The following is a 16,243-nucleotide window of genomic DNA, read 5'->3' as shown; positions in this document are numbered from 1 at the left end:
GGGAAGTTATTTTTTTTTAAAACTGTTCAGATTCAGTAGATCCAGCCATTGCTGTTGTTGAGCTTTGGCCACTACTAATAGTATTTGATACTGCATCAAAATAAGATGTACCAACTTCTCGTTGGTGTTTAACGCTAGTATAGCCATCTTTTTCTCTAGCGAATTCTTGTTGTTGAATTCTAGAATATGCAGCCATACCTTCTTTTCTGTATTTCTCAGCAAGCTCAAAGATTGCAATGTTTTGAGTATGAAATCCAGCAAGAGTAATGAACTGGAATTTGTAACCCATTTTAGCAATTTCTTGTTGGAATGAAGCAATCTCGTCATCACTTAAATGTTTTTTCCAATTGAATGATGGAGAACAATTGTAAGCTAATAGTTTTCCAGGAAATTTCTCATGAATTGCATCTGCAAATCTTTTGGCTTCAGCTAAATTAGGAGTAGCTGTTTCACACCAAATTAAATCAGCATACGGTGCATAAGCCAAACCTCTAGAGATAGCTTGTTCAATTCCATCTTTAACATAATGAAATCCTTCTGGAGATCTTTCACCAGTTAAAAATGGTTTATCATTTTCATCAAAATCATTTGTAATAAGTTTTGCTGCATTAGCATCAGTTCTTGCTAATATAATTAATGGAACTTCTGCAATATCAGCAGCTAATCTTGCAGCTTTTAAGTTTTTGACCATTGTACCAGTTGGAACTAAAACTTTTCCACCCATATGACCACATTTCTTTTCACTAGCTAATTGATCTTCAAAATGAACACCTGCAGCGCCTGCTCTTATAAATTTTTTAGTTAATTCAAATACATTTAATGGTCCACCAAAACCTGCTTCTCCATCAGCAATAATTGGAAGCATATAATCTACTTTTTCCTCTCTTTTCATGTCTCCATCTTGCATTTCCATATGTTGAATTTGATCTGCTCTAATTAAAGAGTTGTTCATAGACTCAACTAACTTAGGAGCACTATCATAAGGATATAAAGATTGATCTGGATACATTTCTCCAGCAGTATTAGCATCTGCTGCTACTTGCCAACCACTTAGATATATTGCTTTTAAACCTGCTTTTGCATGCTGAACAGCTTGGTTGCCTGACAAAGAACCAAGTGTATTAACATAAGCTTCAGTATTTAATAATTTCCAAAGTTTTTCAGATTGATTTTTGCAAAGTGAGTACTCAATTTTAATTGAACCTCTTAATCTCTCCACTTCTTCATCAGTGTAGTCTCGTTTGATACCAGCATATCTTTTTAACTCATAAGAGATTTTCTCTGCACTCATTATTTATAATCCTTTGTTGAAGAAAATTGAAAAAGTAGAATTAGTTACTATCGTTTAAAGCGTCGATTAGTTCACTCATCCCACTTGAACCCCAATCACAGTGATCATCTCTCATGTAAATTCCTTTATTATGATGGTGATCTAAATCCTCTTTTTTGATGATTTGAGCTTCATTTTCTGTGTTTTTTAAGTTTTTATCCATATGAGTCATATATTTTACAAAATTTACAAAATCTATAAAAAACGTTAAAAAGCTTTGTAAATAGGGAAAAAATATTGTAAAAATAAATTTACAAAATTTACAAATAGTAAAATGAGTCAAATAGATCTTAAAATAGGGCCAAAAATCAGAGCTTTTAGAAGACAACTTGGACTGCAAGCTAACAAATTAGCTGAAGATTTAAGTATTTCTCCTAGTTATTTAAACTTAATTGAAAGCGGTAAAAGAAAAATAGATGGCGATTTACTCTTAAATGTTTGTGAAAAACTAAATATCCAATTATCAGATCTTACATCAAAGACAGATATCAATCTTCAAAATACAATTTCAGAAATTTTAGATGACACTTTATTTGAAGACTTAGATATTTTAGGTCCGGAAGTAAAAGATCTAGTAAGCACCAATCCAAAGATTGGAAAAGCTATCGTTAGATTGGGAGATATTCTTAAAAAAAAAGATCATGAATTAATAAGTAAGATTGAAAAAATTTCAGGTAAAATTGTAGATAATAGAAAAAATTCTTTCCCCGGAGAGGTTGTTGTTGATTTTTTTCAAGAGAACAAAAATTATTTTCCGAAGTTAGAAGAATTTGCAAATAAAGTTTTTAACAAAATTCAAAAAAATAATCGAACGAGATATTTATCTTTGTGCGATTATTTACAGTCAGAATATTCAATAACCGTAAAAGATGTTATTCCTGATGAGAATAAACCATTTTCAAAAATTTATAACAAAAATAAAAAAGAGTTATTGCTTAGTGATTATAGTTCTATAGAAACCAAAAAATTACATGCAGCATCTCAAGTTGCACAAATGGGTGCAATTAAAGATGTCGAATATTATTTAACTAAATTTAGCTTTCCATCAGAAGAGTCAAAAAAACTCACTAAAGTTGCTTTGTTAAATTATTGTGGTGCTGCAATTTTGATGCCATACAAACTATTTCACTCTGAATGTAAAAAATTAAAATATGATTTAGAATTATTGCAAAATACATTCGCAACTTCATTTGAACAAGTAGCTCACAGAGTTACATGTTTGCAAGATCCAAAACTACCAGGTATTCCATTTCATTTTTTAAGAGTTGATATGGCTGGAAATATTTCAAAGAGATTTTCTTTATCTGGAATTGATATACCAAGATATGGTGGAGCTTGTCCAAGATGGAATGTTTATACTGCATTCACTACTCCAGGAGTTTTACATACAGCAGTTAGCAAAATGAATAATGGTGAAAAATATGTTTGTATCGCAAAAACTGTAGAAAAAGGAATTGGAAGATTTGGACAATCTAAAAACGTATTATCGATTGGTTTAGGTTGTGAAGCAAAATATGCAAAAGATTTTATTTATACTGAAAATATGAATATTAATGACAAATCAACTGAAATACCCATTGGTGTTTCGTGTAGAACCTGTGACAGATTAGATTGTTCACAAAGAGCATTTCCGCCACTACATAAAAAATTCGATGTTGACTTAAATAGTCGTGGTGTTTCTGTTTATGTCAGTGACGATAAATCTTAAACTATGATTAAATATATTTTACCTGCCATAATAATTTTTCTGATCGTATTATTTTGGGAAAAAATAACTGATTTTGTTGAAAAAAAGTTCAATATTAAGCTTAATTATATTGTTGTTAGTTCTATAGTTGCTGCAATAGCAATTATCCTTTTGCTTTTAAATTACTAAAATCATGAGTAATTTTGATATTTCAAATTATCAATTAGATGAGGCGGATGGTGTATTTACCTATAAAAATCAAAATACCACATTAGGGTTTGTTAGATTTAATGAAAAAGCAGAAGTTGAATATATTTTTGTAAATCCAATATTTAGAAAAAAAGGAATAGCTAAAAAACTACTAAATCTTGTTAAAGATAAAACTGGCAAAAAGCCTATTCCACAAGATCCAATAAGTCCATTGGGTAAAAAACTATTTAAAATCATATAAAATTATTAAAGATTGATGTAAATAAACTTTCATCATTATTAATTTATTATGAATTTAAAAACATCATATTCATCACTTAAAGACAAAGTAGTTTTTGTACTAGGTGGCTCAACAGGAATTGGGGCAACTTTAGTAGAAGAATTTGCAAAACAAGGGTCTAAAGTTGCTTTTGTTGGAAGAAATGAAGAAGCATCAAATGAATTAATTGAAAGTTTAAAGGAATGTAGTTTTGTTCCTAAATTTTATAAGTGTGATATTACAGATTTAAAATCTTTAGAAGCTGTAATTGAAGAAGTTATCAAATCTATTGGTGACATGAGCGTACTTTTGAATAATGCTGCAAATGATGAACGACATGAATTTTTAGATACTACTCATGAATATTTTGATTGGGAATATCAAACCAATTTAAGACCTCATGTGTTTACAGCTAAAGCAGTAATAAAAAGTATGATTAAGCTCGGTGGTGGATCAGTTATTAATGTTGGATCTATTGGATGGATGAGAAAAAATGAAAAGACAATTCTTTATGGAGTTTTCAAATCCTCTTTACACGGATTAACACATGGACTAGCTAAACGATTTGGTAAAGACAGAATAAGAGTAAACACACTTGTGCCAGGATGGACAATGACTAAAAAACAAATTGAAGTTCATCTTGATGAAGAAGGAGAGAAAAAAATTAAAGAGGGCCAGTGTTTGCCAGATAAAGTTTTACCTGAAGATATAGCAAATGCTGCATTATTTTTAGCTTCAGATGATAGCAAGATGATTACTTCACAGGATATCGTTGTAGACGGCGGTTGGACATAATCAATTAACTAAAATCATTAATGGAAATAAATTTATTATTTTTCTTTACGGTTTTTCCTGCAATTCTTTTATTTGGTATTGCAAAATCTGGTTTAGGAGGATCTATTGCTTTAATTTCAATTCCTTTAATGACAGTGGCAATGCCATTAACTCAAGCCTTAGGAATTATTTTACCAATTTTAATTTTCTCTGATTTTATCGCTACTTATAAATACAGAAAAGAATTTGATTTAAGTACTTTAAAGTTAATGGTTCCTTTTGCTGCTTTAGGAATAATAATAGGTTCATTAACATTTTCGTATTTTTCAGAAGCTTTGTTAAAATTTATTGTTGGTCTTATGGGTTTTCTTTTTGCAGGACACTACTTTTTTTTTAAAAAAAATAAGGAAGAAAAATCGCCAAAAAATTCATTAAAAGGAAGTATTTGCTCAACAATAGCTGGATTTACTAGTTTCTGCGTTCATGCAGGTGGAACACCCACAAGTATTTATATGCTTCCACTTAGAATGAAAAAAGAAATTTATGTTGGAACACGTATAATATTTTTTACATTTGTAAATTTAATCAAGCTTCCATTGTATATAAATCTATCAATGACCAATTTAGAGACGTTTAAGCAATCTCTTATTTTATTTCCAGTTGCCTTATTGGGTATTTTAGTTGGTTACCAATTGCTTAAAATAATAGAAGAAAAATTATTCTATAATATTTTGTATAGTTTAATTTTAATAACTAGCACTAAATTGCTTTATGATTTTTTATTATAAAATAAGCTTATTAAATGAAAAAATTTAAACTAATAACTCTTATTTGTTGTAGTTTAATCCTATTACCTTATTCTTTGCTAATGGCTAATGAGGAAGCAAAATATGAAGTGATTGATAAAAATGAAATTTATGAGATTAGAAAGTATTCGGATCGTTTAGCGGTTGAAACTTCTAGAGCTGGAATAGATAGTAATTTTAGAAAATTATTTAATTACATTTCAGGAAGAAATGATACTCAGGAAAAAATAGCAATGACTACTCCGGTTACTCAAGTAGAAAAAGATGGAAATATGACTATGCAGTTTTATTTACCTTCGAAGTTTAATTCAGATAATGTGCCCAATCCAAGTAGAGATGATGTAAGAATAGTAAATATTGAAGGAGGATATTATGCCGTGCTTAGATACTCTGGCAGAGCTTCTGACGGAAATTTCATTAAGCACAAAGAAATCCTAGAAAAAGAGCTAAACAAAAACAATATTTCAATTATAAGTCCACCTATTAGAGCTACATATGATAGTCCTTTTACTCTTCCAATGAATAGAAGAAATGAGGCAATGTATAAAGTGGAGTTTAATTCATGAAATCAAAATTTAAAGCAATGGTGTTATCTTGTATGGACCCAAGATTTCAACATTTAGTTCATAATCATTTAAAGAAAAAAAAATTAACTGGTAAGTACAGCGCTTTTACAATTGCAGGTGCTGCGGTAGGTATCACGCATAATAAATTTAAAAAATGGCATAATACTTTTTATGACAATCTTGCAACTTCAATTGAGCTCCATAAAATAGAAAAGCTTATTGTTATTAATCACAAAGATTGCGGTGCTGCTAAAATTGCTAATGGAAAAAAAGAATTTACGCTTGCAAATGAAAAAAAAATACACCAAGATTCTTTCAATAAACTTAAAAAAGAAATTAAAAAAAGATTTCCAAAACTAAAAGTGGAATTAAATGTAATTGCACTAGATAGTAAAATTACGAAATTTTAATTATTGATTTCTAATCAAAGGGTAAACTTTTGGATTTAAGTATTTCAAGTTTGTTAACATAATCAATATCAATGTTACAAATCCAATTGAAAAACCTAAATAAATTAAAACTTTAAAATCAAACATCCACACAAGTTCAAAGATATTTTCCATAATAAATTTTGAACCAATTACTGCAAAAAATATTGCAATCAGTATGACTGATTTAAAGATAATGATGAATTCTATTAATGATGAGAGGATTATTTCTTTTTTCGAAAAGCCTAGAATTTTAAACACTAAGTTTTGATATTCTTTAACTTTACCTTGAACCATAATTGCACTCGAAATAACAATTAAACCAATCACAATAGTTACAGCTGATATTAAAGTAACTGCAATGAATACTTTATTTAAAACAGCTGTTACTTTTGTCAGATAATCTGCAATTTTAATCATAGATAAGCTAGGCATAACTTCCAGCATTTCAGTTTCATCAAATTTATCAGAATTAAATTTTGCTGTTGCTAAATATTCATGAGGAATATTTTGAGCGAATTGAGGATTAAATAGCATTGCAAAGTTAATACTTAAATCTCGATAATCAACTTCTCTAAAATTAACTACTTCGCCATCAATTTCTCTTCCATATATATTTAAAGTAAAAATATCTCCTAATTGAATGTTAAAATCTCTTGCAACTTTAGCATCTAAAGATATTTGAAGTTGATTAGGTTTATTTAAATCCCACCATTTTCCAGCAACTAATGGATTATCTTCAGGAACATCTTCCACCCATGAAGATCTTCTTTCACTTCCAATTACCCAATAACTATCATTATCAGGTTTAATATAAGTATTTGGATTAATGCCATTAATTTTTGTAATTCCAGATGAAACCATTGGAACAACTTCAATGTCTGCATTTGGATCCATTTTTAATATTCCTTGTTCAAATTTTTCACGTTCTCCTTTTTGAATACCCACAAAGAAATAATCAGGTGCAATATCAGGAATTGATTTAGCAATTTCTCTTTGAAAATTTGTTCCAACTAACGCCAATGTTAAAAGTAAAGTAACTCCCAACCCTAAAGACATAATGGTAATTGGAGTTATACTTTTAGTTTGAGTGATATTCTTAATTGATACCTTTAATGAAATATTGGAGCTTGATTTAAATTTTTTAAGAAAAAATATAATTATTCTTGAAAGAAAGAAAAACACAATCAAACACACAAAAAATGCAGCAAAGTAGCCAAGACTGTAAGTTGGTTGTTCGGAGCCAACTGTAAATAATAAAACTAAAATAGAGAGTAAAATAAAACTTAAAACAACAGACTTTTTTGAATAATAAAATTGTAAGTTTTGAAAAACGTTTCTAAATAAATTAGATGCTTTTACTTGGTCAATTGAACTTATTGTTGGTATAGAAAATATTACAAGTACCAACAAACCTACTAAAAATATTTTAATAAAATTCACAATAGAGAATACTGGATAAACATTTAATCCAAGTCCATCTGATAAGTATTTATCAGCTATAGGTACTATTAAAAAACTAGAACCATAGGAAACAACTGTAATTACAAACAACAATATTAATAGTTGAAGATAATATAGTGTTTTTATATTTCCTGAATAAAATCCAACTGCTTTTCTAACAGCAATTGACATATTGTTTTGGTTAATAAAAGAAAGAAGGGTGTTTGCTATTCCAATACCAGCAATCAACATCGCACTTATTGAAACAAGCGATAAAAATTGTGAAAAATTATTAATTATTCTCTTTATTCCACTTGCTGAATTTTCAGGATAACGAAGCTTTACTTTTTGATCATCTTTAAAAATATTCTCAATTCGTTTTTCTAACTCTTCAGGGTTATCTCCTTCTTTAAATTTTACTTTGTATTCGTAGTTTAAGAAGCTTCCAATACCATTTAGTTTTAATATTTCTAACGTTTGTTTTCCTGCTAGTGCCCAATCACCAAAAGCAACAAATCCACTAACATCAGGAACTGATTTTATAATTCCAATAACTGTAAAGTTTTGGTCTTGAACTTTAACTTGTTCATTAAGTTTTATGTTTAGTGTCTTTGATAAGCTTTCATTAATTAAAATAGTATTTGGTTCCTTTTGCATTCGCTCGTAAGCGCCTTCGGGTTCAAATACTACTTCTCCATATAATGGATATTTTTCATCAACTGTTTTAATTCTAGTGAATAAAGATTTATTTTTTTCTCTTCCAGTTGTTGAAAGCATCGTACTGAACTCAATCATTTGAGATACAGTTGCAAATTCTTTTACCTGATTAACTAGTTCGAGATTTCCTTGGTTACGATTGTAATCAATTTCTAAATCACCACCTAATAAAGCTTTTGCATTATCGTTTAGTTCTTTTTTAAGACTATCTTCAATTGTAAAAATAGCACTTAATATAAAGAGACTGATAAATAGAGTAACAATAATACTTGAGATTTTGTGATAGTTTCTGCTTAAATCTTTTAAAGCATATTTAAAAATCAAACTAAATTCAGATCGATTATTTAATTTTTCCATCTTTTATTTTGATTTTTCTCTTTGCTTTATTGGCAAGTTTTGGATCGTGCGTTACCATGATTAAGGAAGATCCTTCTTCTTTTACATATTTAAATAAAATATCTGAAATCATTAATGAGTTTTCAGTATCCAAGTTTCCAGTAGGTTCATCAGCTAGGATTAATTCAGGCTTCATTGCTATAGCTCTTGCAATCGCTACTCTTTGCTGTTCACCACCTGATAACTGACTAGGCAAATTATTAAATCGGTGCTTTAATCCAAATCTATCTAATAAACTTTTTGCTTCACTCTCAGGATTTTTAAAATTATTTAATTCTAGTGTTAAAGCAACGTTTTCAACTGCTGTGTAATTTGGAATTAAATAAAAGGATTGAAATATAATTCCAATATTTTTCTTTCTAATTTCAGAAACTTCATCTTCATTTAAACCAGTTATTTCTTGATCTTGAAAAACAATTTTACCTGAAGTTGGTTTTTCTAGTCCTCCAACCAGCATGATTAAACTAGTTTTACCAGATCCACTTTCACCAACTACTGAAACTGTTTCCTTTTTCTTAATAGTAAGGTCAATATTCTTTAAAACACTGATGCTTTCTTTGCCAGTTTGGTATTTGAGATTTATTTTTTTTAATTTAAGAAGTGCACTCATGAACAAAAGTTTATTTATTAAAATTTTGATAATCTTTCTAGTGCACATTAATGCAAGTGCAATAGAAAAGGTTGTCTTATTTGGTGATAGTTTAATGGCTGGATACGGTTTACCTAAAGAACATCACTTATCAGTGGTATTAGAAGATAATTTTAAAAAAGATGGTTTAAATATAAAGATAATTAACGGGAGTGTTTCAGGAAGTACATCTTCAGGAGGACTGAACATTGCTGAATGGAGTTTATCTGAACCTAGTATCGATTTAATGATTTTAGGCTTGGGTGCTAATGATATGCTCAGAGGAATAAAACCAGAGGAAACTGAGAAAAATTTAGAAGAAATTATAAAGATAGCAAATAATAAAAAAATCAAAATTATTATTGCAGGCATGGTTGCTCCAACCACACATGGTGCTGAATATAAAAAAGCGTTTGATGCAATTTATCCAAAATTATCGAAAAAATATAACTTACCCTTGATCCCATTTTTACTTGAAGGAGTTGCACTTGATCCAAGTTTAAATCAACAAGATGGAATTCACCCAAACAAAGAAGGAACTATTGTAATTAGTAAAACTCTTAAAAAATTTATAGAAAAAACAATTAATTAGTTTTTTTAGAGGACATCATTCTTTCGTGCACCGCACGCATTCCTTTTTCAACCATGTCATTTATTTCTGCAGCATGTTTTTGTAGAAGCTCAACTACCTTTGGATCTTCTGAAGTTTGTAAAACACTAATTCCCGTATCTGTTAATTCAATTTCAGTTTCAATTTTATCATGATATCTAAATAAAACATCTAATGTAGGTGATTGAATAATAACTTCAGGATTTTTTCCTTCTTGGATTCTTGTGATCATCATTGAAACATGGTTAACAATTGATTGTCTTACATTTTCGTCTTCAGAATATGTTTCAGTTTTAATACCATTAGGAATATTGGTAACAGTTCTTTTTATTTCTTTATGGTTTTGGAAAATATTTTTAAGATCACTAACTTCAATATCTGTTGTATCTTTACCTTGAAGACCTGGCATATTAACTTCATCATGACCATTTTGTCCATGTCCATGACCATGTTTTTTCGTCATCTTTTCATGATTTTTTTTATAGTCATCATTACTAGCTGCTAACAAATTTGAATTTGAAAGAAGAAAGAAAGATATAAAAAAGAATTGAATAAATTTTTTGATCATGATTGGTATTTAAAATTTATTATTAATCATTAAATGTGACAAATTCAACAAATGGTTTATATCAATAATTAATGAATAATTTTTTATACAATTTAAAAGAAAGTAGAATTTTCCAATTTGTTGTTATTTCAATTATTATTTTAAATGCAATTACAATTGGGGTTAACACTTATGAATTAAGTGATCTTACCAGACAAGCAATTAATTATTTAGATTATTCAATTACTATATTTTTTGTCATTGAAATTATAATTAGATTTGTAGGAGAACCCAAAAAACTACAGTTTTTTAAAAGTGGATGGAATGTATTTGATACTTTAATTGTCTTAATTTCATTAATTCCAATACCAAATAATTCTAGTTTCTTACTATTAAGGTTATTAAGAGTATTTAGAGTATTGAGAATTATTTCAGTTGTTCCAGAATTAAAAAAAATCATTGAAGCACTGCTTACATCCGTCAAAAGAGTGTTTTACGTTGGATTATTATTGTTCATCATTCTTTATATATACGCAACTATAGGCTCAATTTTATTTAGCACAGATATTCCTGAAAGATGGAGCGATGTTGGTGTTGCTATGATTACGTTGTTTCAGGTTTTAACTCTATCTAGTTGGGAACAAGTAATGCTTCCATTGCAGGATGTTTACTGGTGGGCTTGGATTTATTTTTTCAGCTTTATAATTATATGTGGAATTACAATGCTAAATTTACTTATAGCGATATTAGTTGATGTTGTAATAAATCAAAAAAAACTATAATTAAAAATTTATGAAATATAAACAAAATGGTTTTTCTTTAGTTGAGCTCTTAGTTGTTGTTGCAATAATCGGAGTTTTAGCGGGCGTAGGAATTGTTGGATACGATAGCTATGTAGATTCTACTAGAACAAAAGTGTTAGAGCAAAATTATAGTACCATTAGCAAGTATATGGAAACTGAAACTATTATTGTTCAAAATGATTTAGGTAGTGCTACCCCAGAATATGATGACAGTAACATGTTGACGGGTGATATGATTGATGGCGACACAACTTGTAAACAATTTTTAATTTCTATGAAAAACTATTTCCTAGATGGTGGAACAGATAACTCTAAATTTAAAAATCCTTGGGCACCAGAGAAGACAAGTATTACAATAGATAATGAAGCTTGGGGAAACCATAAAAGAGGTCAAATTCAAATGTTTTGTTATAAATCTACTGGTGGTTATGGATCAGGCGGTGGTTGCCCAATGTCTAAGGCAAGATTTAGAGTAATTATTCATAGGGATACTGGAGATTATTCTCATAAATCAATTGGTGGATCATATTTTGCGGATAGCGTGGATGATGCTAAATCTGATTGTGGATGGAGTCAAAGTGCACATGGTGATTGGCATACTGGAAGTGACAGTATTGATACAGATGCTAATTATTAATATATTTTAATGAAATTATATTTAGCATTATTTATTTTTTTAATATCTTATAGTTTTGCCAAAGCACAGAACACAAACATCACAATAGATAAAAATTTAAATCTTACATGTGCATTTGAAAAAGTGATTTTAAAAAATCCAGATCATAACTTTGAAACGTTTACAAAAGATCAAATTAAGAGAGATGATATTAAAAAATTAATAATAGAGTCTAAATCACCAAATGTATTAAACATCAAAAATTTATCTAATTTTATTGATAAAATTGAATTAGACGTAAAAATTTCTAATAAAGATGTCGTTTTAATTCAAGCTCTTGATAGAAATAAAAATTATTCAGAATCAGCTGTTTTAACTTTTAAAACAGGAGAGCTTATTCATGAGATAACAACAAATATTAATCAAAAAGAAAAAGAGAAGGAAAAAGAAATCTTATTTTATAACTGTAAGAATAAAAATCAAAACACTTGATGGTTTTTAACCAAATAATTCTAACAATATTATCAATTTGTATAAATAATAGACTATAGAAAGAGCTATAGAAACTTTTACAACTCTTGGCCAAAACCAATTTTCATTATTACTTGCACTTCTCCACATCGCAATAGTAATTATCAATGTATAAATCAATAGTATTGCTAACTCTATTACGATTATTGTTGCATAAAAATTACTAATATTTGAAAAAATTTGTTTAATAATTAACTCAGGATTTTGACTATAATTTATAAGAGACTTGTCAATTGAATCTAAAGCAAAAAAAAATGTTATAAAAATTATTAAGCTAAATATTAACTGGTATAGAGTTCCATAAACCCAGAATGTTTTGCCAAGTCCGTAGTCACCTTTAATCAAATTTTTTAAAAAATTCATTGATCTTCTGTAGTCCTAATAATTACTAAAAAATAAACAAAATATTTAAATCTATTAAGCAATAAAGAGATTTTTTGATAAATAAATATTTTTTTTTCCATATAATAATTTAAAGTGAAATAATCGTTTCATGAAAAAAGTACTAATTACATTGTTTTGTTTAAATTTTATTTTTTCTTCAGCTATTGCCGACTCTCTTGGAAATCTTAGAACAGTAAATCATTATCTATCAAATGGATATAATTTAGAGAGTACAATTTTAATAAATGATCAAAAAATATTGTATAATCTTAAAAATAATGGTTCGTCAAAAATGCAATTTGAACCTAAGTTAATTACTTGTATTTATAATATAAAAAAAGAAACAACAAATTGTTACAAACCTTAAGAATTTTCATCTTAATAAATTTATAAATTCATTTTGAAGTTGTAAAAATATGATCAAATTGTTTTAAGAATAAAGACTCTATTATTCATATTTGTTAATATTTGATTATGAAAAAGTCATTTATAGTAATTTTAATTTTAATACTTTCACAATTGCAATCTTTTGCAAATGATCGAGACATAAGGCTAAATCAATTATTTAATGAGCTCAAAGTTAATAAAGCAAAAGTAGCATCTATTGTTGAACAGGAAATTTGGTCTTTATGGAGCACTCATCCAACTGATGAAAAGCTGACTGCTCGTTTAGAGGAAGGTTCAATGTTTGTTAGAAACCAACAGCCAAAAAAAGCAAGGGAAATATTTACAGAAGTAATAAACCTTGATGAGAATTGGGCTGAAGCTTGGAATAAGAGAGCAACTGTTCTTTATATGTTAGGAGAATATCAAAAATCACAAGATGATATTGATAAAGTTTTAGAATTAGAACCAAGACATTTTGGTGCCTTAGCAGGGCAGGGTTTAGTAAACATTCAGTTAAAAAATTTTGAAAAAGCAATTAGAAGCTACAAACAAGCTCAAGAGATTTATCCGTCCATGCGATCTCCAGAAATCATGATAAAACAAATTGAAGATTTGATGAAAGAACAAACAATTTAAAATGTGTGGAAGATACGTTGTTAAAAATCCAGTTACTAAAACTAGTAGTCTAGTTAAATCTGCAATTCAAGTTGAGGATAATGAAAACTATAATGCTCATCCTTATCAAAAACTTCCAGTTATAAAAAAATATAAAAATGGAAATACCTTAGAAGCTTTGAAATGGGGTTTGGTTCCAAGCTGGGCAAAAGACAAAGATTTTAAAGCTCTGATTAATGCAAGACTTGAGACCATAGATGAAAAGGTTTCATTTAAAAAATTGATTAAAAATAATCGATGTGTTGCGGTTGCGGATGGATTTTATGAATGGAAGAGGGAAGAGAAAGAAAAAACTCCTCATTACTTTACTCGTGAAGACACCAATACAATCTATTTTGCTGGAATATTTGAAGATGATCAGTTTTGTTTAATTACAGAAGAAGCAAAAGAAAATATTAAGGAAATTCATCACCGACAACCAGTTATTCTTTATCAAGCAGATGTTAATAGATATCTTAATTTAGAATTACAAGGATCAGCGTTTCTAAATGAACGTAAATCACCCAATCTTATTTTTCATGAAGTATCCAAAGATGTAAATAAACCTACGAATAATACTGCATCTTTAATTCAAAAAGTTTAATAATAAAAACATGTTTTTCTTTGTAAAAGTTTTAATTGCAGGAATAATAATTTCTTTTGCTAGTTGGTTATCCGGACAATACCCAAAATTATCTGGGTTTATCATTGCTCTGCCAATTGCATCCTTGATTGCAATTATATTTTCTTATTATGAGCATCAAGATGTTGAAAAAACAGTAACATTTACCAAAAGTATTTTAATTGCAGTTCCAGTTAGTTACTTGTTTTTTCTACCATTCTTTTTTGCAAAACCATTAGGAATGAATTTTTGGTTAATTTATTTAATAGGAATATCTTTGCTTATAATAGGATATTTTTTACACAAATATTTAATTAATTTATTTTAATTTTATTTACGTTTGTGCTTTTTGAATGAAAAATTTTTTGGTCTCTTACGATTTTTAAATTTATTTCTTTTCTTAAAAGATTTTTGTTTAAAGTTTTCATTTTCCATTGGATTATCTTGTTTTTTACTAAAATATTTAGGATTATTTGTATATCCAGCTGTTGTTTCTTTGTTCTTAAATTTAGATTTTTTATGATCTTTTTTAAAAGATTTCTTTTTATCTTTAAATTTTGATCTTTGGTTATTTTCTTTTTTGTTAAATCTTTTATTTTTCTTAAATTTAGAATTTGTTTTATCTCTGAATTTTTTCTTTTTATTAAATGATTTCTTATCTTTTTTATTTTTTTTAGATCTATTTTTTTCAATTTCTTGAAAAGTTTTAAAATTTGGATCTATTAACTTTTGTATAGATCTCCACATATTTCGATCACTATTAGTTAAAAAAGTTAAAGCTGAACCATCTTTTCCAGCTCTGCCTGTTCTACCTATTCGGTGAATATAATCTTCCGGAACTTGTGGAAGATCGTAATTGATAACGTGTTTTATAACTGGAATATCTAATCCTCTTGCTGCAACATCTGTTGCAATTAAAATCCTGCTATTACCATTTCTAAATCCTCTAATAACTCTATCTCTTTTACTTTGTCTAAGATTTCCATGAATGGCATCAGCTTTATGGCCGTCATATTTTAATCTTTTTACAATTTTATCAGCACCATGTTTAGTTTTAACAAAAACTAAAATAGATCCACTTCTTTCAACTAATTGATTAATCAATTCATGATATTTTTTGTCAGCTGTGATTTCAAAAGTTTCTTGTTTAATTTTTTCAATTGGAGTTGATAAAGATCCTACAGATACTCTTTCGGGATTATTAAGATACTTTTGAGAAATTTTTAAAATGTTTTCAGGTAAAGTTGCAGAAAACAATAATGTTTGATGATCTTTTGGAATAAATTTTAAAATTATTTCTATTTGAGGAGTAAATCCCATATCCAACATTCGATCTGTTTCATCAAGAACCAAGTAATTAACTCTAGATAAGTTCAAACTTTTTCGTTCTATGTGATCGTTAATTCTTCCAGGGGTTCCAACTATAATTCTTGCTCCCTTTTTTAGCTGTCTGAGTTGTTTTTGCATACTCTCACCACCAATTAAAAGAGCATTACCAATTCCGATCTCTCTAATATTTAGTTTTAGAACAGTTTCCATCACCTGTGTTGCAAGTTCTCTTGTTGGACAAATTATTAACGCCATTGCTTGCTTATCTTTTAAAAGCTTATTCAGCATTGGAATTGTAAATGCTAATGTTTTACCCGTACCTGTTTGAGCAGTTCCTAAAACATCTTTTCCTTCTAAACTAATTGGTATTGATTGACTTTGAATAGGCGTTGGAGTTTTAAATTCAGCTAATTCAATTGATCTTTTTAATTTATTTTCAATATTTAGATCAGAGAAGTTCATTATGTTGGGAAAGATAAATATATATTAGTACTTAAAAACAATGCATATATCTTT

21 protein-coding genes are annotated in these 16,243 nt (G+C 28.3%); 14 read left to right on the top strand and 7 right to left on the bottom strand.

The window, feature by feature from the left end; translation table 11 throughout:
- Positions 1–16: 16 nt before the first annotated feature.
- Both aceA and VP90_RS02190 read right to left on the bottom strand, forming a co-directional pair.
- Complete coding sequence (gene aceA, locus VP90_RS02195; protein ID WP_262589432.1) at positions 17–1,291, bottom strand: isocitrate lyase; 1,275 nt, start codon at positions 1,289–1,291, stop codon at positions 17–19.
- A 40-nt stretch (positions 1,292–1,331) separates the two neighbouring features.
- Positions 1,332–1,493, bottom strand: coding sequence for a hypothetical protein (locus VP90_RS02190; RefSeq protein ID WP_262589431.1), 162 nt, complete (start codon positions 1,491–1,493; stop codon positions 1,332–1,334).
- A 111-nt stretch (positions 1,494–1,604) separates the two neighbouring features.
- On the opposite strand from VP90_RS02190, the gene VP90_RS02185 reads away from it, so the two are divergent.
- The 6 genes from VP90_RS02185 to VP90_RS02160 all read left to right on the top strand — a co-directional run bounded on the left by VP90_RS02185 (position 1,605) and on the right by VP90_RS02160 (position 6,042).
- On the top strand, positions 1,605–3,038 hold the full coding sequence (locus tag VP90_RS02185) for a helix-turn-helix domain-containing protein (protein ID WP_262589430.1): 1,434 nt from the start codon (positions 1,605–1,607) through the stop codon (positions 3,036–3,038).
- Between the two features lie 172 nt (positions 3,039–3,210).
- Positions 3,211–3,468 (top strand): GNAT family N-acetyltransferase, encoded by a 258-nt coding sequence (locus VP90_RS02180; RefSeq protein ID WP_262589429.1) that lies wholly within the window; start codon positions 3,211–3,213, stop codon positions 3,466–3,468.
- Between the two features lie 48 nt (positions 3,469–3,516).
- Positions 3,517–4,281: an SDR family NAD(P)-dependent oxidoreductase gene (locus VP90_RS02175; protein WP_262589427.1), complete on the top strand. Its 765-nt coding sequence runs from the start codon at positions 3,517–3,519 to the stop codon at positions 4,279–4,281.
- Between the two features lie 20 nt (positions 4,282–4,301).
- Positions 4,302–5,048 (top strand): sulfite exporter TauE/SafE family protein, encoded by a 747-nt coding sequence (locus tag VP90_RS02170; RefSeq protein ID WP_262589425.1) that lies wholly within the window; start codon positions 4,302–4,304, stop codon positions 5,046–5,048.
- A gap of 14 nt (positions 5,049–5,062) precedes the next feature.
- The gene (locus tag VP90_RS02165; protein ID WP_262589424.1) at positions 5,063–5,632 is read left to right on the top strand and encodes an SOUL family heme-binding protein; all 570 of its coding nucleotides are present in this window, start codon (positions 5,063–5,065) and stop codon (positions 5,630–5,632) included.
- On the top strand, positions 5,629–6,042 hold the full coding sequence (locus tag VP90_RS02160; protein WP_262589423.1) for a carbonic anhydrase: 414 nt from the start codon (positions 5,629–5,631) through the stop codon (positions 6,040–6,042). Before VP90_RS02165 ends, VP90_RS02160 begins: the two co-directional genes overlap by 4 nt.
- Here VP90_RS02160 and VP90_RS02155 read toward each other — a convergent pair whose 3' ends face one another.
- Positions 6,043–8,577, bottom strand: coding sequence for an ABC transporter permease (locus VP90_RS02155; protein ID WP_262589422.1), 2,535 nt, complete (start codon positions 8,575–8,577; stop codon positions 6,043–6,045).
- Positions 8,561–9,226: an ABC transporter ATP-binding protein gene (locus VP90_RS02150; protein WP_262589421.1), complete on the bottom strand. Its 666-nt coding sequence runs from the start codon at positions 9,224–9,226 to the stop codon at positions 8,561–8,563. Before VP90_RS02150 ends, VP90_RS02155 begins: the two co-directional genes overlap by 17 nt.
- Here VP90_RS02150 and VP90_RS02145 point away from each other — a divergent pair.
- Positions 9,225–9,836: an arylesterase gene (locus tag VP90_RS02145; RefSeq protein ID WP_262589420.1), complete on the top strand. Its 612-nt coding sequence runs from the start codon at positions 9,225–9,227 to the stop codon at positions 9,834–9,836. The two genes, VP90_RS02150 and VP90_RS02145, sit on opposite strands and share 2 nt — an antisense overlap.
- Here the strand turns inward: VP90_RS02145 and VP90_RS02140 are convergent.
- Positions 9,829–10,422: a hypothetical protein gene (locus tag VP90_RS02140; protein WP_262589419.1), complete on the bottom strand. Its 594-nt coding sequence runs from the start codon at positions 10,420–10,422 to the stop codon at positions 9,829–9,831. The two genes, VP90_RS02145 and VP90_RS02140, sit on opposite strands and share 8 nt — an antisense overlap.
- Positions 10,423–10,493: 71 nt before the next feature.
- Here VP90_RS02140 and VP90_RS02135 point away from each other — a divergent pair, with 71 nt between their 5' ends.
- Genes VP90_RS02135 through VP90_RS02125 form a run of 3 tightly spaced genes read left to right on the top strand, consistent with a single transcriptional unit; the run spans position 10,494 to position 12,312 of the window.
- Positions 10,494–11,183, top strand: a complete 690-nt coding sequence (locus tag VP90_RS02135) for an ion transporter (RefSeq protein WP_262589418.1) — start codon at positions 10,494–10,496, stop codon at positions 11,181–11,183.
- 10 nt (positions 11,184–11,193) lie between these two features.
- Positions 11,194–11,841 (top strand): prepilin-type N-terminal cleavage/methylation domain-containing protein, encoded by a 648-nt coding sequence (locus tag VP90_RS02130; protein WP_262589417.1) that lies wholly within the window; start codon positions 11,194–11,196, stop codon positions 11,839–11,841.
- 9 nt (positions 11,842–11,850) lie between these two features.
- Complete coding sequence (locus VP90_RS02125; RefSeq protein WP_262589415.1) at positions 11,851–12,312, top strand: hypothetical protein; 462 nt, start codon at positions 11,851–11,853, stop codon at positions 12,310–12,312.
- Between the two features lie 6 nt (positions 12,313–12,318).
- Here VP90_RS02125 and VP90_RS02120 read toward each other — a convergent pair whose 3' ends face one another.
- Positions 12,319–12,714, bottom strand: coding sequence for a hypothetical protein (locus VP90_RS02120; RefSeq protein WP_262589413.1), 396 nt, complete (start codon positions 12,712–12,714; stop codon positions 12,319–12,321).
- Between the two features lie 130 nt (positions 12,715–12,844).
- Between VP90_RS02120 and VP90_RS02115 the strand changes: the two genes are divergently transcribed.
- The 4 genes from VP90_RS02115 to VP90_RS02100 all read left to right on the top strand — a co-directional run bounded on the left by VP90_RS02115 (position 12,845) and on the right by VP90_RS02100 (position 14,726).
- Positions 12,845–13,102, top strand: coding sequence for a hypothetical protein (locus VP90_RS02115; RefSeq protein WP_262589412.1), 258 nt, complete (start codon positions 12,845–12,847; stop codon positions 13,100–13,102).
- 107 nt (positions 13,103–13,209) lie between these two features.
- On the top strand, positions 13,210–13,758 hold the full coding sequence (locus VP90_RS02110; protein ID WP_262589411.1) for a tetratricopeptide repeat protein: 549 nt from the start codon (positions 13,210–13,212) through the stop codon (positions 13,756–13,758).
- 1 nt (position 13,759) lies between these two features.
- Positions 13,760–14,380 carry an SOS response-associated peptidase gene (locus VP90_RS02105; RefSeq protein WP_262589410.1) on the top strand — a complete coding sequence of 207 codons (621 nt, stop codon included), beginning with the start codon at positions 13,760–13,762 and terminating at the stop codon, positions 14,378–14,380.
- Between the two features lie 10 nt (positions 14,381–14,390).
- Positions 14,391–14,726: a hypothetical protein gene (locus VP90_RS02100; protein ID WP_262589409.1), complete on the top strand. Its 336-nt coding sequence runs from the start codon at positions 14,391–14,393 to the stop codon at positions 14,724–14,726.
- Between the two features lie 2 nt (positions 14,727–14,728).
- Here VP90_RS02100 and VP90_RS02095 read toward each other — a convergent pair whose 3' ends face one another.
- Positions 14,729–16,192, bottom strand: coding sequence for a DEAD/DEAH box helicase (locus VP90_RS02095; RefSeq protein ID WP_425321975.1), 1,464 nt, complete (start codon positions 16,190–16,192; stop codon positions 14,729–14,731).
- Between the last annotated feature and the right edge of the window lie 51 nt (positions 16,193–16,243).

Origin of the sequence: Candidatus Pelagibacter ubique HIMB140, assembly GCF_025558165.1 — a bacterium.
Lineage (GTDB): Bacteria > Pseudomonadota > Alphaproteobacteria > Pelagibacterales > Pelagibacteraceae > Pelagibacter > Pelagibacter ubique_T.
Note: the sequence above shows the minus strand (reverse complement) of the source record. Positions and strands in the feature narration are given on the sequence as shown.